This window comes from Micromonospora sp. AB353 (assembly GCF_049538395.1).
GTDB lineage: Bacteria > Actinomycetota > Actinomycetes > Mycobacteriales > Micromonosporaceae > Micromonospora > Micromonospora aurantiaca.
The window spans coordinates 1-21,722 of the sequence record NZ_JBMVFV010000048.1 but is presented as its reverse complement, the minus strand read 5'-3'; the positions used below and the strand labels follow the sequence as shown (position 1 = coordinate 21,722).

The following is a 21,722-nucleotide window of genomic DNA, read 5'->3' as shown; positions in this document are numbered from 1 at the left end:
AGAAGGGACGTACGACATGCGCAAGCTCCGCACCCGCCTGCGAGGTGACGCGGGTATGAACACCGCCGAGTACGCGGTGGGCACCCTCGCCGCGGTCGCCTTCGCCGGGATCCTGCTGAAGGTGCTGACCTCCGGCAACGTGCAGTCCGCGCTGACCGCCGTCATCGACCGGGCCCTGAAGTGATCGGGCGCCGGCGGGCCGGTCGCCGTGGTCGGTCGCTCCACCCGCTCGACGTGTCGAACGAGCCCGCCCGGAACGCCGTCGGCCGCCGGGCCGGGGCGGTGTGGCGCCTGTGGCGTTCGCGGGTGGCGTGCGAGCGGGGTTCCTTCACCGCCGAGTTGGCGGCCGGCCTGCCGGCGCTCATGCTGCTCCTCGTCGCCGGGCTGACCGCTGTGAACGCGGTGGGTACCCGGGTCGCGTGTGTCGACGCGGCCCGGGAGGCGGCTCTGGCCGCGGCCCGGGGCGAGTCCGGCGCGGTCGCCGGAACCCGGTACGCCCCTGATGGCGCCGAAGTGGCCGTGACGGTGGCCGGTGATCGGGTCACGGCGACGGTCCGGGCACCGGTCCGGACGTTCGGTACGCGGCTGCCCCGGCTGGTCGTGTCGGCGGAGGCGGTGGCCGCCGTGGAACCCGGCGCGCCGGGCCCGGTGCCGTGAGCTCCAGCAGTGCCGGGGCCGACTCCTCGTTCCGCCGGCTCACCGTGGAAGGGCCATCCAACACGAGCAGGCTCAGAACGAGCGGGCCCGGGACGACCACATTCCGGGTGGACGGGACCGTGGGGAGCGGAGAGCGCGGGCAGCCCGTTGGTAGGGCGCCCTCGGCCGACCGGGGCGGGGCCACGGTCTGCCTGCTCGCGATCGGACTGGTGTTCGTACTGGTCGGGGTGTTCGGCGCCGCGATCGGGGCGGCCCGGTGGGCGCGGCATCAGGCCCGCAACGCGGCGGACTTCGGTGCGTTGGCCGGTGCCGTGCAGGTGCTCGACGGAGCGGAACTCGCCTGCGCTCGCGCGGCCGACCTGGTCTCGGCCAACGGCGGCCGGATGACCGGTTGCCGGATCGACGGACTGGACCTGATCGTCACGGCGCAGGTACGCGTCGCGCCGCTGCCGGGGCTGACCCGGGACGCCACCGCGACGTCCCGGGCCGGCCCGGCCCGGTCCTGACACGCGAAACCGTGCCTGAGCCGAGAGCCGGGCCGAGCCCGAGGGGGCCGCAGGTCAGCGGGACTGGAGAGCGTCCAGTCCGACCGCCATGGCGATCACCAGCCGGCGGTCGATCTGCGGGTGCTGGATCTCCACGGAGTACCGGTCCCGCAGGCCCCACTTCCGGTCGACCGAGAACACCGGCTGGCCGCCCGCCATGAAGTCGAAGTGGTACGGCAGCCAGGAGAGCGAGTCGACGAACCGGCGCAGCAGCGCCACCGGCAGGCTGCGCTCCTGCCCGGTGGCGGGCGGCAGGCCGGGCTGCTCGACGTGCCACGTCGAGCGCAGCAGCGACTGGGCGAAGTCCTTGCGGAACAGGCCGATGGGGTTGCCCGCGTGATCGGTCACGTCGTAGGTGGCGCCGAGGTCGAGACGCTGACGGGCCTTGAAGCCGAGAAGGGGGTACTGCTTGGAGTCATCGGTGTAGATGGTCACCTGCTCCTTGAAGGCGAGCCGCTTCTGCTGCGCGAACGCGAGCAGCCCGCCCTCGGAGCCGTCGGGCGCGACCGAGTGCACCTCGTACTGGTTGACCATCATCCGGAGCCGTTGACGGATGATGAACCGGTGCTGGGCCTGCAGGTTGTCGGGCGACATGGGATCTCCTTCGAGGGGTCGCCGGAGTCTTGCACAGCAGGCCGACCATCGCTCGCCCGAGCGCGCCACCTCTGCGGGACGAGCGGTCGCCGCACGCAGAACCCACGCGGCGGCACGCCGCGCAGGCCGTGTCGCCGCACCCCGAACGGCAGGCGCAAGGTCAACGACCGCCGTCGACCGTGGCCTTCATCGCCCAGCTGTTCAGCACCTGGTGGATGCCGCGCAGACGCTCGTTGATCTGCTCCAGCCGTTCCGCCTGGGCGAGCGTGGCCAGCGCGGTGCCCAGCGCGATCTGCTGGTCGGGAGTGAGGTTTTCCTGGTCGATGGTGTAGAGCAGTTCGACGGTCTCGGCGATCGTGTCGGCCACGGCGGCACCTCCGGCGGGACGGGTCTCGGGTCACCTGTGCGCTACCGGAAATGATGCATGGAAGCGCTCCCATACATCAATGCCCCGGCGGCCCTGCCCTCATGCACCCGTCCCACCAACCAGACACCTGGGCACCCGCGGAGCCGCACGGCCCAGCTTGATCGACACCAGTTCGGGGAAGTGGCGGGGTCCAGCACCTGTCGATACCGCAACCTCCCCGAAGTTGCGGCGGGCAACCCCAACCGCCCCGGCGCGGTCAGGCGGGTGGGGCACCGGCCGCCTGAGCTGGGCGGGCCGCCCGGTCGTCCTGCCGGGGCAACACCTCGCCGCGCTCCGGGCCGCCCGAGTCCGGGCCGGTGCCCGCCTCCGGGCCGGTGCCCGCCTCCGGGCCGGCCACCGCCTCCGGGCCGGCCACCGCCTCCGGGCCGGCCACCGCCGCCTCGCCGCCGGCGCGCCCGGCTGCGGCGAGGTTGGTCAGCACCACGTCGAGGACCTTCACCGCCTCCGCCTTGGCCAGCGGGTTGTTGCCGTTGCCGCACTTCGGGGACTGGACGCAGGACGGGCACCCGGTCTCGCACCCGCACTCGGCGATCGCGTCCCGGGTGGCGCGCAGCCAGGCCGCGGCGGTGCCGTACGCCCGCTCGGCGAAACCCGCGCCGCCGGGGTGACCGTCGTAGACGAAGACGGTGGGCGCCTCGGTGTCCGGGTGCAGTGCGGTGGACAGCCCGCCGATGTCCCACCTGTCGCACGTCGCCATCAGCGGCAGCAGACCGATGGCGGCGTGCTCGGCGGCGTGCAGCGCGCCCGGCACGTCCGCCACCTCGACACCGGCGGCGCTCAGCGACTCGGGGGAGAGCGTGAACCACACCGCCACGGTGCGCAGTTCCCGGGCGGGCAGGTCCAGCGGGCGCGTGTCGATCACCTCTCCGGTGGCGATGCGCCGCCGCTGGTACGACACCACCTGGCTGGTCACGTCCACCTCGCCGAGGAACAGGCCGACCGGCCCGGCGTCCACGTACGAGCGGACCGACACCACCGACAGCGAGGTCACGTCGCGGGCGTGGGTGGACCAGTCCGGCTCCTCGGCGTGCACGAGCGCGCACGCGTCGGCCAGGTCGAGCGAGTCGACCACGTACGAGACGCCCTGGTGCAGGTAGACCGCGCCGGTGTGCAGCAGGAAGTGCGCCGACCCGCCGTCGACGGTGCCGAGCAGCCGGCCGGTGGACTCCTCCACCACGCACACCGGGGCGCCGCCCTCGCCGCGCAGGTCGACCTCGGGGCGTTCCCGGTGCCGCCAGTACCAGCCGGTGGGCCGCTGCCGCAGCGCCCCCGCCTCGACCAGCGAGTCCACCGCCTCCTTCGCGCCCTCACCGAACAGGTCCAGGTCGGCGGGGGTGAGCGGGGACTCGTGGGCGGCGCAGGCGAGTTGCGGCGCGAGCACGTACGGGTTGGCCGGGTCGAGCACCGTCGCCTCGACCGGGCGCCCGAACAGCGCCTCCGGGTGGTGCACCAGGTAGGTGTCGAGCGGGTCGTCCCGGGCCACCAGCACGGCTAGGGCCTCGTCGCCGGAACGCCCGGCCCGCCCGGCCTGCTGCCACAGCGACGCGCGGGTGCCGGGCCAGCCGCAGATCAGCACCGCGTCCAGCCCGACCAGGTCGACGCCGAGTTCGAGCGCGTTCGTGGAGGCGAGGCCGAGCAGGTCGCCGTGCAGCAGTGCCCGTTCCAGCTCGCGCCGTTCCTCGCGCAGGTAGCCGGCCCGGTAGGCGGCCACCCGGTCGCCCAGCCCGGGTACCGCCTCGTCGAGGGACCGCCGGGCGTTCGCGGCGACCACCTCGGCGCCCCGGCGGGACCGCACGAACGCGAGCGTGCGTACCCCCTCGACCACGTTGTCGGCGAGCAGGTCGGCGGTCTCCCGCAGCGCGGAGCGCCGGACCTGGACGAGGTCGGCGTCGACTGACGAGTCGGTGGGCGGCAGCAGCGGCGGCTCCCAGAGCGCGAACGTCACCCCGCCGCGCGGCGACGTGTCCTCGGTGACGGCGGTGACGGGCAGGCCGGTGAGCCGCCCGGCCGCCGCCGCCGGGTCGCCCGACGTGGCCGAGGCCAGCAAGAACACGGGGGTACGCCCGAAGCGCGCGCACTGCCGCCGCAACCGCCGCAGCACGTGCGCGACGTGTGAGCCGAAGACGCCCCGGTAGGTGTGGCACTCGTCGACCACCACGTACGCGAGCCGGCGCAGGAACCCGGACCAGTGGGCGTGCCCGGGCAGGATGCCGTGGTGCAGCATGTCCGGGTTGGTCAGCACGAACCGGGAGTGCCGGCGGATCCACTCCCGCTCGGCGCGCGGCGTGTCCCCGTCGTAGGTGGCGGGGCGTACCCCGTCGAGTTCGAGACCGGCGACGGCGCGGAGCTGGTCGGCGGCGAGCGCCTTGGTCGGCGCCAGGTAGAGGACCGTGGCGCGCGGGTCGGCGAGCAGCGTGCTCAGCGCGGGAAGCTGGTACGCCAGGGACTTGCCGGACGCCGTGCCGGTGGCGACCACCACGTGCCGGCCCGCGTACGCCAGCTCGGCGGCCTCGGCCTGGTGCCGCCACGGGGCGGTGACGCCGCGCCGGGAGAACGCCGCCCGCAGTTCCTCCGGCGCCCAGCCGGGCCACCCGACCGGCTCGCCGGCGCGGGCCGGGACGCGTTCGACGTGGGTGACCGGGTCGGTGGGGTGACGCAGCCGCAACCGGCGCAGCAGCTCGCCCGGCGCACGCCGCGGGCCGGGGCTGTGGTCGGTCACGTCCTGCACTCTCGCACTGGTGTTCGGAATTGGGAACCGCAGGGTGGGGGTATGGGGAGGGCGTGGCCGGTGACCCGAGAGGGCCGCACGGGGGGATGGTTAGATGCCCAGGAGAGTTTACCGAGGAGGGACCGATGGAGCTGTCGCTGGCGACCCGCACCGTGGGGGAGCACACGGTGCTCGAGGTCGGTGGTGAGGTGGATGTCTACACCGCCCCCCGCCTGCGGGAACGGCTCCTGGAGTTGATCGACGGCGGGGCCCGCCACGTGGTGGTCGACCTCGGCCGGGTGGACTTCCTCGACTCGACCGGACTGGGTGTGCTCGTCGGCGCGCTCAAGCGGCTGCGCTCGGCCGGTGGCTCGTTCGCGCTGGTCTGCGACAAGGAGCCGCTGCTCAAGATCTTCCGGATCACCGCCCTGGACCAGGTCTTCCCGCTGCATCCGACGGTCGACGCGGCCATCGCCGCCGACTCCACCGGCGCGTGATGGCGACCGTCAAGCTGTCCTTCTCTCCGGCCCCGGTGCACGTGCGCACCGCCCGTCTGGTCGGCGTCGCGGTGGCCCGGCGGGCCGGCGTACGCGAGGACCTGCTGGACGAGGTGCGCCTGGCCATCGGTGAGGCGTGCACCCGGGCGGTGGCGCTGCACCGGCAGTACGGGCTGGCCGACCCGGTGTACGTGGAGATGTCCGACGGCGGCGGCTACACGGTCCGGGTGGTGGACCGGGCCCCGATCGAGGCGGGCCTCGGCCTGGCCGCGCTCGGCCCGGACGAGCTGGCCAAGGAGTCGCTCAGCGAGGACGCGCTCACCACCGGCGTGGGCTTCGCGCTGCTCGCCGGTTTCGTGGAGGATCTCCAGGTCCGCCCGGTCGAAGACGGCGTCGGCACCGAGGTACGGATGTCCTGGCCGGCCGGCCGCGCCTGACCGATTCGCACACGCAGGCCGCGTTCCCCGCGAGGGGGGCGCGGCCTCGTCGTATCGGCCGCGCCATATATCAGATTTCTTCGCATAACACAGTTACGAAGATCATCGAGACACGGTGCCCCCTCGGTGTGACCTCCGCCACGCCAGAGGGCTACAGTACGCGGGTTGTCAGCAAGTGATCCCATCCCGTAGCCAGCGGGAACGGGAGTTCATCGCTGGTCCGCCGGGGTGGGTTGGCGCGCGCTTGCGAGTCCGCATCCAGGCGTCGGCCCGTGCGTCTCCACAGGCCGGCGCGAGTTGTTCGGTACAGGAGGACATAGATGTCCGGGACCTTGGCCGCCGACGGCGGCGCACTGTCCCTTACCGGAGCCAACGTGACGTACGTCGTCATCGCCGCGGTCATCGCGCTGGTGGCGCTCGTCTTCGCGGCCGCCCTCACCAGGGCGGTCCTGGCGGCCGGTAAGGGAACCACCAACATGCAGGAGATCTCCGGCGCGGTGCAGGAGGGCGCGTCGGCGTACCTGCTGCGGCAGTTCCGCACGCTGGCGATCTTCGTGGTGATCGCCGTCGTGCTGCTCTTCCTGCTGCCGGTGCACGACACCGACGGCAACGAAACACTGGTGAAGGTCGGCCGCTCGGCGTTCTTCGTGGTGGGTGCGCTGTTCAGCGCGTTCATCGGCGGCGCCGGCATGTGGCTGGCCACCCGCGCCAACCTGCGGGTGGCGGCGGCCGCACGGGAGCGGGAAGGCGGGCGCGAGGGCGCCATGAAGATCGCCTTCCGCACCGGCGGCGTGGTCGGCTTCCTCACCGTCGGCCTCGGCCTGTTCGGTGCGGCGCTGGTCGTGCTGATCTTCCGGGGTGACGCCCCGACCGTGCTGGAGGGCTTCGGCTTCGGCGCCGCGCTGCTCGCCATGTTCATGCGGGTCGGCGGCGGCATCTTCACCAAGGCCGCCGACGTCGGCGCCGACCTGGTCGGCAAGGTCGAGCAGGGCATCCCCGAGGACGACCCGCGCAACGCCGCCACCATCGCCGACAACGTGGGCGACAACGTCGGCGACTGCGCCGGCATGGCCGCCGACCTGTTCGAGTCGTACGCGGTCACGCTCGTCGCGGCGCTGATCCTCGGCCGGGCCGCGTTCGGCGAGACCGGCCTGGTCTTCCCGCTGATCATCTCCACCATCGGCGTGCTGGTCGCGATCGTCGGCGTGTTCATCACCCGGCTGCGCGCCGGCGACCGCAACGGCCTCACCGCCATCAACCGGGCCTTCTACCTGTCCGCGCTGATCGCCGCGGTGCTCGTCGCGATCGCCGCGTTCGCGTACCTGCCCGCGACGTTCGCCGAGCTGGAGGGCGGGCTGACCGACGTCGACCGCAACCCGCGGCTGGTGGCCATCGGCGCGGTCGTGATCGGCATCGTGCTGGCCGCCGCGATCCAGGCGCTGACTGGGTACTTCACCGAGACCAACAGGCGCCCGGTACAGGACATCGGCAAGAGCTCGCAGACCGGCGCCGCCACCGTCATCCTCGCCGGCATCAGCGTCGGCCTGGAGTCGGCCGTCTACTCGGCGCTGCTGATCGGCGCCGGCGTCTTCGGCGCGTTCCTGCTCGGCGGCAGCTCGATCACGCTGTCGCTGTTCGCGGTCGCGCTGGCCGGCACCGGCCTGCTCACCACCGTCGGCGTCATCGTCGCGATGGACACGTTCGGCCCGATCTCCGACAACGCGCAGGGCGTGGCGGAGATGTCCGGCGACATCGACGAGCACGGCGCACGGACGCTCACCGAGCTGGACGCCGTCGGCAACACCACCAAGGCGATCACCAAGGGCATCGCGATCGCCACCGCGGTGCTGGCCGCGACCGCGCTGTTCGGCTCGTACACCGACACGCTGCGCTCGGCGTACGAGGACGCGGGCGTGGGTGACGTCGGCACCGAGATCCTCAACTCGCTCAACGTGTCCAACCCGCGCAACCTGGTCGGCCTGATCATCGGCGCGGCGGTGGTCTTCCTCTTCTCCGGCCTGGCCATCAACGCGGTCTCCCGCTCGGCCGGCGCCGTGGTGATGGAGGTACGCCGCCAGTTCCGCGAGCTGCCCGGCATCATGGACCGCACCCAGCGGCCCGAGTACGGCAAGGTCGTGGACATCTGCACCCGGGACGCGCAGCGCGAACTGATGACCCCCGGTCTGCTGGCCATCCTGGCTCCGATCGCTGTCGGCTTCGGCCTCGGCCCGGGCGCGCTGGCCGCGTACCTGGCCGGCGCGATCGGCGCGGGCACGCTGATGGCGGTCTTCCTGGCCAACTCCGGTGGCGCCTGGGACAACGGCAAGAAGCTGGTGGAGGACGGCGCGTACGGCGGCAAGGGCTCCGACGCGCACGCCGCCACCGTCATCGGTGACACCGTCGGCGACCCGTTCAAGGACACCGCCGGCCCGGCGATCAACCCGCTGATCAAGGTGATGAACCTGGTCTCGCTGCTGATCGCCCCGGCCGTGGTGGCCTGGAGCGTGGGCGACGACCAGAACAACCCGCTGCGCATCACGATCGCCGTGGTGGCCGCGTTGATCATCGCGGCCGCCGTGGTGTTCAGCAAGCGCAAGGGCGTGGCGATGACCGACGAGGACAGCGGCGCCGGCACGCCCGACCAGCGTCCGGAGACGGTGAACGCCTGATCGCACGCGACGGTTCCCGGCCGGCCCCGGCCGGCCGGGAACCCCGTACCCGGCAAACCTGACCGGTGGCGGTTCCGCCCGGAGGTCGTACGCTGCTTCGCATGCGTACGCGCCGGGCGGCAACCGCCGGAAAGCTCACGGTGGTCCTGGCCACGCTGGTCCTCGTGGTCACCGGATGCGGTGGCGGTCCCAGCCCCCGCGTCTGGGCGGCGTCGGTGTGCCAGGCGCTCACCCCGTGGCGCGCGGAGATCTCCAAGCTGACCAGCAGCACGCAGCAGCAGATGACCGCGCAGACCACCCCGGCGCAGGCCAAGGAGAACCTGGTCCGGCTCTTCGCCGGCGCCGAGCAGGCCAGCGAGACGGCCCGGCGCAAGGTCGAGGAGGCGGGCGTGCCCGAGGCCGAACGCGGCGCCGAGGTGTCCGCCGGGTTCCTCGGGTCGCTGAGCAAGATGCGCGACGCGTACGGCCGGGCCCGGGGCGCCATCGACCGGCTCGACACCGCCCAGGCCGGGCCGTTCTACGACGGCGTGCGCGCCGCCGTGGACACGCTCAACAAGGAGTACGACGCGAGCGCGCTGGACACCAGCAAACTCAACTCGACCGAGCTGAAAGAGGCCTTCGACGAGGTCCCGGAGTGTCGCTGACCCCTCCCACCCCGAACCCCGCCCGCCAGCCCTCACTGTTCTCCACCGAGGCGGCCGATCCGGCCCTGGCGGATCTCGCCGGCCTGCTCGCCGGGCCGGGTGAGGTGGGGCGGATGGGCGGCACGGCCCGGATCTCCGTGGTGGTCGACGCCGCCTGGCGGGTGCACGTGCTGGTGGCCGAGCTGGGTGCCCGGGGCGTGCCGGCGAGCTGGGAGCCGACCGAGGACGGGCGGCACCGGGTGCGCACCGCGTACACGAGCATGCTGGCACCGCTCGCGCGGGCCTGGCTGCGCGGCGGCGTGAAGCGGCCGCCGGCCCGCTTCCACCTGGACGGACGGCGGCTGCGGCTCTGGTCGGCCGCGGCCGGCGCGGCCGAGCCGGCCGGTTTCCGGCTGCGGCTCGGACCGGCCGACGAGCCGTCCTGGCCGGTGGTCCGCGCCGCGCTGGCGGCGGTCGGCCTGCCGGCCGCGTTCGTGGAGCCGGACGAGGGCGGACCCGCGTTCCGGATCGGCGGGCGGCGCATGTCGCGGCTCGCCGAACTGGTGGGGGAACGGCCGGCGACGGCCCCGGCGGCGGAGTGGCCGGGCTCGCCCGGCTGACCGTCCGGTGTCCGAAGCCGGACACCCGGCGACGGCTGCGCCGGGTGTACGCGATCGTCACAGTGACCCGCCTGTCGCCCTACCCACGGTGTACCGTGACGCCGTCCGGCAGGGTGCGGCCGGCGGTCGCCGGGAGGGCGGCCCGTTTGCCGCCCACGAAACCCGGAACGCGGACGGCGCGTTACGTTGGACATCCGGACCGCCTGTGGTCCGGGTGGCGCAACACGGCCCGAAGCGGGCATGGCGTAGGAGTGAGGTCGGGGAGAGACGTGCCGAGCAACGCTGGAACCACCCGTCTGGTCATCGTCGAGTCACCGGCGAAGGCCAAGACGATCTCGGGCTACCTCGGCCCGGGGTACGTCGTGGAGGCCAGCTTCGGCCACGTCCGGGACCTGCCCCGCAACGCCGCCGACGTCCCGGCGAAGTACAAGGGTGAGCCGTGGGCGCGCCTCGGCGTCGACGTCGACAACGGCTTCCACGCCCTCTACGTGGTGTCGCCCGACCGTAAGCAGCAGATCAGCAAGCTGGTGAAGCTGGCCAAGGAGGTCGACGAGATCTTCCTGGCGACGGATGAGGACCGCGAGGGCGAGGCCATCGCCTGGCACCTGGTGGAGACGCTCAAGCCCAAGGTGCCGGTCAAGCGGATGGTCTTCCACGAGATCACCAAGCCGGCCATCCAGGCCGCGGTGGCGAACCCCCGGGAGATCGACCGCGACCTGGTCGACGCCCAGGAGGCGCGGCGCATCCTCGACCGCCTCTACGGCTACGAGGTCTCGCCGGTGCTGTGGAAGAAGGTCATGCCGAAGCTGTCGGCGGGCCGGGTGCAGTCCGTGGCGACGCGGATCGTGGTCGAGCGGGAGCGCCAGCGGATGGCGTTCCGCACCGCTGAATACTGGGACATCCTGGCCACGCTCGCCGTGGCGAAGCCGGGCGAGGGCCCGCGCACGTTCAACGCCACGCTCGTCGCGCTCAACGGTGACCGGATCGCCACCGGCAAGGACTTCGAGCCGACCACCGGTCGTGTTCGCGCCGGTGCGGGTGTCGTCCACCTCGACGAGGGCGGGGCCCGGGGGCTGGCGGCCCGCCTGGCCGACCAGCCGTTCACCGTCACCCGGGTCGAGGAGAAGCCCTACCGCCGCCGCCCGTACGCGCCGTTCATCACCTCCACGCTCCAGCAGGAGGCGGCCCGCAAGCTGCGGTTCTCGTCGCAGCAGACGATGCGCACCGCGCAGCGCCTGTACGAGAACGGCTACATCACCTACATGCGTACCGACTCGGTGAACCTGTCCGAGACGGCCATCGCGGCGGCCCGCCGGCAGATCGTCGAGCTGTACGGCGAGCGCAGCGTGCCGCCGGAGCCGCGCCGCTACACCGGCAAGGTGAAGAACGCGCAGGAGGCGCACGAGGCGATCCGCCCCGCCGGCGACAACTTCCGCACCCCCGGCGAGGTGGCCAAGGAGCTGTCCGCCGAGGAGTACAAGCTCTACGAGCTGATCTGGCGGCGCACCATCGCCTCGCAGATGACCGACGCCGTCGGCTCCAGCGTGTCGGTGCGCATCCGCGCCGTCTCCTCCGCCCAGGAGGAGGCCGACTTCGGCGCGACCGGCAAGACCATCACCGACCCGGGCTTCCTGCGCGCGTACGTCGAGTCCAGCGACGACGAGAACGCCGAGGCCGAGGACGCCGAGCGGCGGCTGCCCACGCTGGTCAAGGACCAGCCGCTGACCGCCGACGAGCTGGCCGCGCAGGGCCACCACACCCAGCCGCCCGCCCGCTACACCGAGGCGTCGCTGGTCAAGGCCCTTGAGGAGCTGGGCATCGGCCGGCCCTCCACGTACGCGTCGATCATGCAGACGATCCAGGACCGCGGGTACGTGGTGAAGCGCGGCCAGGCCATGATCCCGTCGTTCCTGGCGTTCGCGGTGATCGGGCTGATGGAGCGGCACTACCCGCGCCTGATCGACTACGACTTCACCGCCAGCATGGAGAACGAGCTGGACGAGATCGCCGGTGGTGACCACGCCGCCGTCGACTTCCTCACCTCCTTCTATTTCGGCAGCACCAACGGCACCGGCGACCAGGCCATCGCGCACGCCGGTGGCCTGAAGAAGCTGGTCACCGAGAACCTCAGCGAGATCGACGCGCGCAGCGTCAACTCCATCCCGCTGTTCACCGACGACGAGGGCCGCGAGGTCGTCGTCCGGGTCGGGCGGTACGGGCCGTACCTGCAGCGGGCGCTGCCCGGCTCGGTTCCGGGCCCGGGTTCGGGCTCGGCCTCGGGTGAGGGTGAGGGCGAGGAGGGCGGTTCGCAGGGTGACCGGGCGCCGATCCCGGAGGGCCTGGCACCGGACGAACTGACCCCGGAGAAGGTGCACGAGCTGTTCCTCGGCGGCGGCGGTGAGCGCAAGCTCGGCGACGACCCGTCGACCGGCGAGCCGATCGTGCTCAAGTCCGGCCGGTTCGGCCCGTACGTCGCGAGCGGTGAGCGCAAGTCGTCGCTGCTGCGCTCGCAGACGCCGGACAGCCTCACCCTGGAGCAGGCGTTGCAGCTGCTGCGCCTGCCCCGGCTGATCGGCGTGGCCCCGGACGGCACCGAGGTGTTCGCCAACAACGGCCGCTACGGCCCGTACGTCAAGCGCGGTGACGAGTTCCGCTCGCTGGACTCGGAAGACAAGATGTTCACCGTCACGCTGGACGAGGCGCTGGCGTTGCTGGCCGCCCCGAAGACGCGTCAGCGCCGGGCCGCCGCACCGCCGCTGCGGGAGATGGGCAACGACCCGCTCACCGAGAAGCCGCTGGTGATCAAGGACGGGCGCTTCGGGCCGTACGTGACGGACGGCGAGTTCAACGCGTCGCTGCGGCGCGGGCAGACGCCGGAGGAGCTGACGCTCGAGCAGGCGTCGGAGATGTTGGCCGAGAAGCGCGCGAAGGGCCCGGCGCCGAAGAAGAAGGCCGCCAAGAAGGCCGCCCCGGCGAAGAAGACGACGGCCGCCAAGAAGACGACGGCTGCCAAGAAGACGACGGCCGCCAAGGCCACGGCGGCGAAGAAGGCCCCCGCGAAGAAGGCTGCTCCCAAGAAGGCGACCTCAACCCCGAACGAGTGACCCCTTCCGAGATCTTGGAAGGAAAGGGCCCCTATGAGGGCCGTCTTCTTCCAAGATCTGGTGGTTGTCCACAGGGGCGGCGAGAGGGCCGCGTCGGGGGCACCGTGGGTGGGTGGGGAACTCCTGGGCGGGCATGCGGCGGGCGCTGCCGTCGGATGACGCGGACGAACTGACCTGGCTGCTCTTCCGGCAGGAGGACGTGCTCAGCCTCCAGCAGGCACGAGCGCATCTCACGCGTAGGGCGATCCGCCACCGGGTGACGACCGGTCGGTGGCGACAGGCGCATCGCGCGGTTCTCGTCGCGCACAACGGCCCGGTCGGTCCCGCGCAACTCCGGTGGATCGCCGTACTGGCGGCCGGTCCCACCGCGCTTCTGGGTGGCGTGACCGCTGCTCAGGCGGGCGGGCTGCGGGGCTTCCCGGACCGGACAGTCCACCTGCTCCTGCCCGCCACGACCCGTCGGTCACCGCTGCCGGCCGGTGTGCTGGCCCACCGGACGACCCACCTGCCCGATTCCGACGTGGTGCCGGTCGCGGCACCGCCCCGGACGGCGGCGGCCCGGTCGATCGTCGACGCCGCGCAGTGGGCACCGACCGACACCCGGGCCCGCGCGATCGTCGCGGCTGCCTTCCAGCAGCGGCTGGTGGGTGGCGACGACCTGCACGAGGTGGTGGAGCGGATGCCCCGGATCCGCCGACGACGGCTGATCCTGTCCACCGCCACGGATGCGGCCGGCGGTGCGCACTCCCTGGGCGAACTCGACCTGCTCGGTCTCGTCCGCAGCGCGGGGCTGCCCGAACCGAGCCGTCAGGTGGTCCGCCGGGACTCCGCTGGCCGGCGGCGCTACCTCGACGCGTACTTCGAGCAGTGGCGCGTGCACGTCGAGGTGGACGGCGGCCAGCATCTCGATCCGGCGCACGCGTGGGCGGACATGCGGCGGCAGAACGACCTGTGGGTCGAGGGCGACCGGGTTCTCCGGTTCCCCGCCTGGGTCTTGCGCGCCCATCCCGAAGAGGTGATCGCCCAACTCCGCGCCGCCCTGCGGGCGGCCGGCTGGCCAGGGTGACCGCCAGCCGAGATCTTGGAAGAAAACGGCCCCGATAAGGGCCCTTTCCCTCCAAGATCGTCAAGCGCCCAGAACCTGTGTCAAGTAGGGGTTCTGGAAAAGGTTCTGGGGGTCCAGGCGGGTGCGGACGGACTGGAAGTCGGCGAATCTCGGGTAGGCGCTCGCCAGGGACTCGGCGGTGCGCCAGTGCAGCTTGCCCCAGTGCGGGCGGCCACCCAGCTCCGTCGCCACCTCCTCGAACGCGCGGAAGTACGGCTCGTACGGCATGCCCACGTACTGGTGCACGGCGATGTACGCCGAGTCCCGCCCGTACGAGTGGGACAGCCAGATGTCGTCGGCGGCGGTGAACCGCACCTCGACCGGGAACAGCACCTTGAACGGCAGCCGGTCCACGATCCGGCGCAGCTCGGCCAGCGCGGTGGGCAGCGCCTCGCGCGGCAGGCCGTACTCCATCTCCACGAAGCGGACCCGGCGCGGCGTGCAGAACACCCGGTCGGAGCGTCCGGTGTAGGTGCGTTCGGTGAGCGCGCGGGCGGAGACGGCGCTGATCCGGGGTGCGAGGGCGGGTACGGCGCGCCCGAGGCGGCAGGCGCCGGCGAAGACGGTGTTGGAGAGGAACTCGTCGTCCAGCCAGCCGCGCCAGCCGGGTAGTGGCTGGTCGTCGGCGGGTACCCGGTCGTTGGTCTTGACCTGCACCCGGTCGGTGTACGGGAACCAGTAGAACTCGGCGTGGTCGTGCGCGCCGTAGAGGCCGGGCAGGTCGTCGAGCACCTCGGCGAGCGGGGCCGGGCGTTCGTGTGCGCGCAGCACGAAGGCGTCCACGCAGCGCAGCGTGACCTCGACCAGTACGCCGACCGCGCCGAGCCCGACGCGGGCGGCGTCGAAGACGTCGCGGTTCTCCTCGGCCGAGCAGCGCAGCACCTCGCCGGTGCCGGTGACGAGCGTCAGCCCGGCCACGAAGGTGGACAGGCAGCCCAGTTTCGCCCCGGTGCCGTGGGTGCCTGTGGAGAGCGCACCGGCGATGGTCTGGGCGTCGATGTCGCCCAGGTTCGGCATCGCGAGGCCGTGCCCGGCGAGCAGTTCGTTGAGCGTGTGCAACGTCATCCCGGCCGGTACGGTGACCAGGCGGCGCGCCACATCGACGGTGACGTCCGTCTCCAGCGCGGCGAGGTCGATCCGGTGCCCGTCGGCGACGGCGGTGGCGGTGAAGGAGTGGCCGCTGCCGGTGGCCCGGATGGTCCGGCCCGCCGCGGCGGCCTGGCGCACGGCCTCGGCCACGTCGGAGACGCTGTGCGGGCGCACGGTGAGGAGCGCGGTGCTGTGCTGGTTGCCGGCCCAGTTGGACCAGGTGGCTGTGGTACCGGTCATCGCGGCCACTCCTCGACATGAATATGAACTGAATTCATATCAGGAACGTTGTGCCTGGTAAATACCGCAATCGAGCCCGGCTCGTTGTACCGGTAGTCACAGACTCGTGACGTGCAGATATGTTCATCCGTCGAAGGGGGGTGGCGCCGAGTGTCCACACCAGCCGCCACGACCGGGCCGCTGCGTCGGGTACCGGTGCAGGGTCGAAGTGTCGCGCGAGTCCAGCGGATGCTGGACGCCTGCGCCGAGCTCGTCGACGAGGTGGGGTACGAAGGGCTGACCACGACCCTGCTCGCCGAGCGTGCCGAGGTGGCGATCGGGTCGGTCTACCAGTTCTTCCCGGACAAACGGGCGATCGTGCAGGCGCTGACGCTGCGCACCATGGAGTCCTACCTCCAGCGGCTCGACGAGCGGTTCTCCTCGGACGACCTGACCCACTGGTGGGACGGCGTCGACGCGGCGATCGACGAGTACATCTCGATGCACCGCACCGTCCCCGGCTTCCGTACCCTGCACTTCGGCGACGTGGTCGACCTGCACCTGCTGGACGACCAGCGGGACAACAACGGGGTCATCGCGGAGCAGCTCGCCCGCGTACTCACCGAGCGTTTCGGCCTGGCCGGGGTGCCCGACCTGCGGTTCCACCTGGAGGTCGCGGTGGAGGCCGCTGACGCCCTGATCAAGCTGGCCTTCCGCCGTCGCACCGACGGCGACGAGCGGGTGCTGGTCGAGGCGAAGGCGCTCATCCGGGAGTACCTGCACCGGCAGGTGAACGCCCCCACGGAGGCCGCCCACCAGGGCTGAGCGGCACGCCGAGCGGCGGGTTCCCGGACACGCCGGGGCCCGCCGTCGTCACGTGGCGGGGCGGAGCCGCGAGGTGGCTCAGAGGAAGGCGTGCCCCTCGCCCCGGTAGGTCGGCACGGTGGCGACCACCGCGTCCCCCTCGACCAGGTGCACCTCGTTGACGTGCTCACACAGCTCGCCCGCCTTGGCGTGGCGGAACCACACCCGGTCGCCGACGCGCAGGTCGTCGGCGGCCTTCCCGGCCAGCGGGGTCTGCACCTCGCCGGCGCCCTCCGCGCCGAGCAGCTTCAACCCGTCCGGCAGCCAGGGCCGCGGCAGCCGGCTGCTCGCCGCCTGGCCGGAGGCGATCCAGCCACCGCCGAGCACCGTCGCCAGCCCGGGTGCCGGGCGGCGGACCACCGCGCAGGCGAAGAACGCCGCCGGGGTCGGCCGCCAGGCACGGTACGCGTCGAACAGCGTCGGCCCGTACAGGCCGGAGCCCGCGGTGACCTCGGTGACCGCGGGGTCCGCGCTGGTGGCGGCCACGCTGCCGGTGCCGCCGCCGTTGACGAACTCCAGGTCGGCGTGGTCGCGTACCGCGCCGACCGCGGCGGAGCGGCGCGCGAGCAGTTCCCGGTACGACCCGCGCTGCGCGACCCGGATCGCCGAGCCGAGCATCGCCTGTCCGGGCGGTGCGTCGCCGAGGCCGGCGATCTGTGCCTCGTACGACATCAGGCCGACCAGCCGGAAGCCCGGCCGGCCGGCGACGGCGGCGGCGAGCGCGCCGGCCGCCGTGGCGCTGTGCACCGGGGAGCGGCGCACGCCGACGTGCACCCGGCCGCCCAGCGGTCGCCAGGAGGCGTCCAGATCGAGGCAGATCCGCAGCGCGGGCCGGCGCGCGGGCGGGCACACCCGGTCGATCAGGTCGAGCTGTGCGGTGTCGTCGATCATCAGCGTGACGGCGTCGGCGAGCGCCGGGTCGGCGGCCAGGTCGGTGAGGCCGCCCCGGTGCGCCGTCGGGTACGCCACGAGCACGTCGTCGCTGACCCCGGAACGGACCAGCCACAGCGCCTCGGGCAGCGTGAAGGCCATCACGCCGCGCCACCCGGGCCGCTTGAGTGCCCGGGTCAGCAGCTCGCGGACGCGTACCGACTTGCTCGCCACGCGCAGCGGCTTGCCGCCGGACCGGCCGGCCAGCGCCTCGGCGTTGGCGTCGAACGCGGTGAGGTCGACCACCGCGTACGGCGGGTCGAGGTGAGCGGTCGCCCGGTCGAGACGATCGCGAAGTTTGTCACGGTCGATGGCCACGTCTGCACGCTAACTGTCTGGACGGCAATGCGAAATACCCTCGCGTCTGTCCGGGCTGCGGGCGGTGGTCCCGGCGGCCTAGGCTCGGCGAGCAGGTGAATGTCGCGGGGGACGACCCTTCCTGCGCGACTAGAGTGTTCCACCGGGGATGCCCAGACCTGGGCCGGCACGTGGAGGTACGGCCATCGAAAGCCAGAACAACGGCGAGTCGCCCGGCGTGTCGTCGCCCGGGACAGCCGCCGACCACTCCGGCGTCGCCGCCATCCGCTCGGTGCTGCGCATCCGGCCGTTCCGCAGGCTGTGGATCGTGCTCAGCGCCGCCTCCTTCGGCGACTGGCTCGGCCTGCTGGCCACCGCGCTGTTCGCCGCCTCCCAGGTCTCCGGCAGCACCGCCCAGGGCGCCGCGTTCGGTGGCGTGACCGCGATCCGGCTGCTCCCGGCGCTGGTGCTCGGCCCGGTGGCCGGTGTGTTCGCCGACCGGTTCGACCGCCGGTGGACCATGGTCATCTGCGACCTGCTGCGCTTCGTGCTGTTCGCCTCGATCCCGCTGTACGCGCTCACCGGCGCCGCCGGTGGGCTGGTGGTCGGCTGGGCGCTGATCGCCACGTTCCTGATCGAGTCGATCACGTTGATGTGGATCCCGGCCAAGGAGGCGGCGGTCCCCAACCTCATCCCGCGTACCCGGCTGGAGGCGGCGAACCAGCTCACGCTGATCACCACGTACGGCCTCACGCCGGTCGCGGCGGCCATCGCCCTGGCCGTGCTGGACCGCGGCGTCCGCGGCGCGGTCGGCGGCGACCTGCCCGACTGGGCCGAACCCGCACAGCTCGCGCTCTGGTTCAACGCCTTCTCCCGGCTGGCCACCGCGCTCGTGGTGGCGTTCGGGATCAAGGAGATCAGCCACGCCCAGCGCGGCGAGGCCGAGCGCTCCGAGCAGAGCATGTTCCGGCAGTTCTCCGAGGGCTGGAAGTACATCGGCAAGACCCCGCTCGTCCGCGGCCTGGTGCTGGGCATCTTCGGCGCGTTCGCCGGCGGCGGCATCGTGGTCGGCACGGCCAAGTTCTTCGCCAACTCGCTCGGCGCCGGTGACGCCGCGTTCTCGCTGCTCTTCGGCGCGATCTTCGTCGGTCTGGCGCTCGGTATCGGCCTCGGGCCGATGATCGTGCGGGACATGTCCCGCCGCCGCTGGTTCGGCATGAGCATCGTGCTCGCCAGCGCCTCCGTGCTGGTGCTCGCGTTCGCCATCCACCTGTCGATGGCCATCCTCGGCGCGATCCTGGTCGGCGCGGGCGCCGGCATGGCGTTCCTGGCCGGCACCACGCTGCTCGGCGGCGAGGTGGCCGACGAGGTACGCGGCCGGGTCTTCGCGGTGGTGCAGATCGGCACCCGGCTGGTGCTGATCCTGGCCATCGCGCTCAGCAGCCTCCTGGTCGGCGTCGGCGGCTCCCGCCAGCTCACCATCGCCGACCTGGGCATCTCCATCTCCTCCACCCGTCTGCTGCTGCTCGCCGCCGGCGCGGCCGGCATCATCGCCGGGATCAGCGCGTTCGGCCAGATGGACGACAAGAAGGGCGTACCGGTCCTCGCCGACCTATGGGGCTCGATCCGGGGCCGCCCGCTGATGCCGGCCGAGCCGTTCGTCTCCAGCGGCCTGTTCGTGGTCTTCGAGGGCGGCGAGGGCGCGGGCAAGTCCACCCAGCTCGCCCAGCTCGCCGACCGGCTGCGTGCGCAGGGCCGCGACGTGGTGGTCACCCGCGAGCCGGGCGCCACGCCGGTCGGCGAACGGATCCGCTCGCTGGTGCTCGGCACCACGCCCGGCGAGGCACCGTCGCCGCGTGCCGAGGCGCTGCTCTACGCCGCCGACCGGGCGCACCACGTGGCCACCGTCGTCCGCCCGGCGCTCGTACGCGGCGCTGTGGTGATCAGCGACCGGTACGTCGACTCGTCGCTCGCCTACCAGGGCGCCGGCCGGACGCTCCCGGTGGACGAGGTCTCCTGGCTCTCGTCCTGGGCCACCGGCGGCCTCAAGCCCGACCTGGTGGTGCTGCTCGACGTCGAGCCGCGTACCGGCCTGAGCCGGGTCGAGGACCGCAACGAGGGCACCGACCGGCTGGAGGCCGAGTCGCTGACGTTCCACGAGCGGGTCCGGTACGCCTTCCTCGACCTCGCCGCCGGTGACCCGAAGCGCTACCTGGTGCTCGACGCGTCCCGCCCGATCGACGAGACCGCCGACGCGGTCGCCCGCCGGGTGGGCGAGCTGCTCGCGGATCCGGCCGGCATCGTGCACCCCCGTCCGGCGCAGGGCCCGGACACCTCGGTCCAGCCCGAGTTATCCGACGCGGAGCTGGTGACGATGGAGCAACCCCGACGATGACCGACGTCTTCGGCGATCTGGTCGGGCAGGACGAGGCGGTGGCCATGCTCCGGCGGGCCGCCGCCTCGGCCGCCGCCCTGCTGCGCGCGCCGGTGACGTCCCCCGCGGGCGGGTACGACGACCTCGACGCGCTCGCCGAGGAGCACGACGGCGATCCGGGCCCGGCCACGCCGGCCGACCCGGGCGGCGGGATGACCCACGCCTGGATCTTCACCGGGCCGCCCGGATCGGGCCGCTCGGTGGCCGCCCGCGCGTTCGCCGCCGCGCTGGAGTGCGTGCACGGCACCGGCTGCGGTACCTGCCCCGGCTGCCACACCACGCTCGCCGGCACCCACGCGGACGTCCGTCTCGTGGTGCCCGAGGGCCTGTCCATCGGCGTCAACGAGATGCGCGCGCTGGTGCTGCGGGCGGCCAGCGCGCCGTCCGGCGGCCGGTGGCAAATCGTGATCATCGAGGACGCAGACCGGCTCACCGAGGCCGCCGGCAACGCGCTGCTGAAGGCGATCGAGGAGCCGCCGCCGCGTACCGTCTTCCTGCTCTGCGCCCCGTCCACCCACCCGGACGACATCTCCGTGACCATCCGGTCGCGCTGCCGCGTCGTACCGCTGCGGCAGCCGCCGCCCGCAGCGGTGGCCGAGGTGCTGGTCCGCCGCGACGGCGTCGCGCCGGACGTGGCCGAGTGGGCCGCCGCGGCGGCGCAGGGGCACGTGGGCCGGGCCCGGCGGCTGGCCCGCGACCCGGAGGCCCGGCAGCGGCGTGACGCGGTGCTGGCCGTGCCGCGCCGGCTGACCGGCGTGGGCGCGGCGTTCGACGCGGCCTCGGCGCTGATCGAGGCCGCCGAGGCGGAGGCCGCCGCCTCCGTCGCGGAGATCGACGAGGCGGAGCGTACGGCGTTGCAGACGGCGCTCGGCGCGGGCGGCACCGGCCGGGGCGCGGCCGGCGCCATGCGCGGCGCGGCCGGTCAGCTCAAGGACCTGGAGAAGCGGCAGAAGTCGCGTGCCACCCGCGCCCAGCGGGACGCGCTGGACCGGGCGCTGGTCGACCTGGCCGGGTTCTACCGGGACGCGCTCATCATGGCGCTGCGGGCGCCTGTCGCCCCGGTGCACACCGACACCGCGTCGCTCGCCTCGGCGGGCGCGCAGAAGTGGGACGCCGAGGGCTCGCTGCGCCGCCTGGAGGCGGTGCTGGAGTGCCGCGCGGCGATCGAGGCGAACGTCAAGCCGCGGATCGCCGTGGAGGCGATGATGCTGGCCCTCTGGCGCGGCTGAGCCGGGCCCTTCCGCACTGTCCACAGGGCATCGACACGCGCGATTGGCGTGCGGTACGGTCCGGTGATGCCGCGGTGACCGAGGCGGCACGCTCAGTGAAGGCCGGACCGGCCGGGAGGAGTCCGCCGATGCCGCGGGGCGAGATCGACGAGGCCTGGATCGAGGAGGCGGTGCGGCGCTACCGCCGGATCGAGAACCTGCAGGCCGAGTTCGACCAGGCGGTCGCGACGGTCGAGGTCACCGTCCGCTCGCCCGACGGGCTCGTCGAGGTGGTGGTGACCGCCGGCGGGCGCATCACCGACGTGCGGTTCCTCGGCCCGCTGCACCACCGCAGCCCGCGCGACGTGGCCGGTTCGGTGCAGGCCGCGGTGACCGCCGCCGCCGACGCGGCGCAGTGGGCGCGGGAGAAACTGCACAACGAGACGTTCGCGGCCTACCGGCCGCTGGCGGGGGCCTGACATGGAGACGCTGCGTGCCCTGGCCGCCCGTCTCGACGAGGCCGGCGTCACCCTCGCCACCCTGTCCCGCACGGTGACCGCCACCGACCCGCCGCATCCCGCGTTCGGCGCGGACGCCACCGGCCGCCCCGGCGAGGTGGGCCGCGCACTGCACCGCCAGTGGACCCTGGCCACAGCCGACCGGGCACGCGAGGCGCAGGCCGCCGCCGTCCGGCTG

The 21,722-nt window shown here is 73.1% G+C and carries 20 protein-coding genes; 15 read left to right on the top strand and 5 right to left on the bottom strand.

Annotation, left to right across the window (positions count from 1 at the left end):
- The first annotated feature begins 16 nt into the window (after positions 1-16).
- The 3 genes from ACPCK6_RS19600 (at position 17) to ACPCK6_RS19590 (ending at position 1,163) form a co-directional block, all read left to right on the top strand.
- Positions 17-184: a DUF4244 domain-containing protein gene (locus ACPCK6_RS19600; protein WP_396882045.1), complete on the top strand. Its 168-nt coding sequence runs from the start codon at positions 17-19 to the stop codon at positions 182-184.
- A 50-nt stretch (positions 185-234) separates the two neighbouring features.
- On the top strand, positions 235-657 hold the full coding sequence (locus tag ACPCK6_RS19595) for a TadE family type IV pilus minor pilin (protein ID WP_423481830.1): 423 nt from the start codon (positions 235-237) through the stop codon (positions 655-657).
- A 107-nt stretch (positions 658-764) separates the two neighbouring features.
- Positions 765-1,163: an Rv3654c family TadE-like protein gene (locus tag ACPCK6_RS19590; protein ID WP_423481829.1), complete on the top strand. Its 399-nt coding sequence runs from the start codon at positions 765-767 to the stop codon at positions 1,161-1,163.
- Positions 1,164-1,217: 54 nt separating this feature from the next.
- On the opposite strand, the gene ACPCK6_RS19585 is transcribed toward ACPCK6_RS19590, so the two are convergent.
- From ACPCK6_RS19585 to sftH, 3 genes are all read right to left on the bottom strand, one after another.
- Positions 1,218-1,796, bottom strand: coding sequence for an LURP-one-related family protein (locus ACPCK6_RS19585; RefSeq protein ID WP_091414614.1), 579 nt, complete (start codon positions 1,794-1,796; stop codon positions 1,218-1,220).
- Positions 1,797-1,956: 160 nt separating this feature from the next.
- Positions 1,957-2,163 carry a hypothetical protein gene (locus tag ACPCK6_RS19580; protein WP_043327245.1) on the bottom strand — a complete coding sequence of 69 codons (207 nt, stop codon included), beginning with the start codon at positions 2,161-2,163 and terminating at the stop codon, positions 1,957-1,959.
- 256 nt (positions 2,164-2,419) lie between these two features.
- Positions 2,420-4,984, bottom strand: a complete 2,565-nt coding sequence (sftH, locus tag ACPCK6_RS19575; RefSeq protein WP_423481837.1) for a DNA 3'-5' helicase SftH — start codon at positions 4,982-4,984, stop codon at positions 2,420-2,422.
- 92 nt (positions 4,985-5,076) lie between these two features.
- Between sftH and ACPCK6_RS19570 the strand changes: the two genes are divergently transcribed.
- The 7 genes from ACPCK6_RS19570 to ACPCK6_RS19540 all read left to right on the top strand — a co-directional run bounded on the left by ACPCK6_RS19570 (position 5,077) and on the right by ACPCK6_RS19540 (position 13,946).
- Positions 5,077-5,427 carry an STAS domain-containing protein gene (locus ACPCK6_RS19570; protein ID WP_187691961.1) on the top strand — a complete coding sequence of 117 codons (351 nt, stop codon included), beginning with the start codon at positions 5,077-5,079 and terminating at the stop codon, positions 5,425-5,427.
- A complete protein-coding gene (locus ACPCK6_RS19565) occupies positions 5,427-5,864 on the top strand; it encodes an ATP-binding protein (protein ID WP_262015346.1) in 438 nt (145 codons plus the stop codon). Before ACPCK6_RS19570 ends, ACPCK6_RS19565 begins: the two co-directional genes overlap by 1 nt.
- A 320-nt stretch (positions 5,865-6,184) precedes the next feature.
- Complete coding sequence (locus ACPCK6_RS19560) at positions 6,185-8,533, top strand: sodium-translocating pyrophosphatase (protein WP_423481828.1); 2,349 nt, start codon at positions 6,185-6,187, stop codon at positions 8,531-8,533.
- 101 nt (positions 8,534-8,634) lie between these two features.
- The gene (locus ACPCK6_RS19555; protein ID WP_396882048.1) at positions 8,635-9,177 is read left to right on the top strand and encodes a hypothetical protein; all 543 of its coding nucleotides are present in this window, start codon (positions 8,635-8,637) and stop codon (positions 9,175-9,177) included.
- The gene (locus ACPCK6_RS19550) at positions 9,168-9,776 is read left to right on the top strand and encodes a hypothetical protein (protein WP_423481827.1); all 609 of its coding nucleotides are present in this window, start codon (positions 9,168-9,170) and stop codon (positions 9,774-9,776) included. The genes ACPCK6_RS19555 and ACPCK6_RS19550 overlap by 10 nt, the downstream gene beginning before the upstream one ends.
- 269 nt (positions 9,777-10,045) lie before the next feature.
- Complete coding sequence (topA, locus tag ACPCK6_RS19545) at positions 10,046-12,880, top strand: type I DNA topoisomerase (RefSeq protein WP_423481826.1); 2,835 nt, start codon at positions 10,046-10,048, stop codon at positions 12,878-12,880.
- 112 nt (positions 12,881-12,992) lie between these two features.
- Positions 12,993-13,946, top strand: a complete 954-nt coding sequence (locus tag ACPCK6_RS19540) for a DUF559 domain-containing protein (protein ID WP_423481825.1) — start codon at positions 12,993-12,995, stop codon at positions 13,944-13,946.
- 60 nt (positions 13,947-14,006) lie between these two features.
- Here the strand turns inward: ACPCK6_RS19540 and ACPCK6_RS19535 are convergent, their stop codons facing one another.
- Positions 14,007-15,323, bottom strand: a complete 1,317-nt coding sequence (locus ACPCK6_RS19535) for a D-arabinono-1,4-lactone oxidase (RefSeq protein WP_396882052.1) — start codon at positions 15,321-15,323, stop codon at positions 14,007-14,009.
- 219 nt (positions 15,324-15,542) lie between these two features.
- Between ACPCK6_RS19535 and ACPCK6_RS19530 the strand changes: the two genes are divergently transcribed.
- Positions 15,543-16,118, top strand: coding sequence for a TetR/AcrR family transcriptional regulator (locus ACPCK6_RS19530; RefSeq protein ID WP_047893935.1), 576 nt, complete (start codon positions 15,543-15,545; stop codon positions 16,116-16,118).
- Between the two features lie 78 nt (positions 16,119-16,196).
- Here the strand turns inward: ACPCK6_RS19530 and ACPCK6_RS19525 are convergent, their stop codons facing one another.
- Positions 16,197-17,405, bottom strand: a complete 1,209-nt coding sequence (locus tag ACPCK6_RS19525) for an amino acid deaminase/aldolase (RefSeq protein WP_396882053.1) — start codon at positions 17,403-17,405, stop codon at positions 16,197-16,199.
- 217 nt (positions 17,406-17,622) lie between these two features.
- Here ACPCK6_RS19525 and tmk point away from each other — a divergent pair, with 217 nt between their 5' ends.
- The 4 genes from tmk to ACPCK6_RS19505 all read left to right on the top strand — a co-directional run.
- Positions 17,623-19,779, top strand: a complete 2,157-nt coding sequence (tmk, locus tag ACPCK6_RS19520) for a dTMP kinase (protein ID WP_423481824.1) — start codon at positions 17,623-17,625, stop codon at positions 19,777-19,779.
- A complete protein-coding gene (locus ACPCK6_RS19515; RefSeq protein ID WP_423481823.1) occupies positions 19,776-21,047 on the top strand; it encodes a DNA polymerase III subunit delta' in 1,272 nt (423 codons plus the stop codon). The genes tmk and ACPCK6_RS19515 overlap by 4 nt, the downstream gene beginning before the upstream one ends.
- Positions 21,048-21,175: 128 nt before the next feature.
- A complete protein-coding gene (locus tag ACPCK6_RS19510; RefSeq protein WP_013473591.1) occupies positions 21,176-21,505 on the top strand; it encodes a YbaB/EbfC family nucleoid-associated protein in 330 nt (109 codons plus the stop codon).
- 1 nt (position 21,506) lies between these two features.
- The coding region (locus tag ACPCK6_RS19505; RefSeq protein WP_423481822.1) for a hypothetical protein at positions 21,507-21,722 on the top strand (216 nt) is incomplete at its 3' end.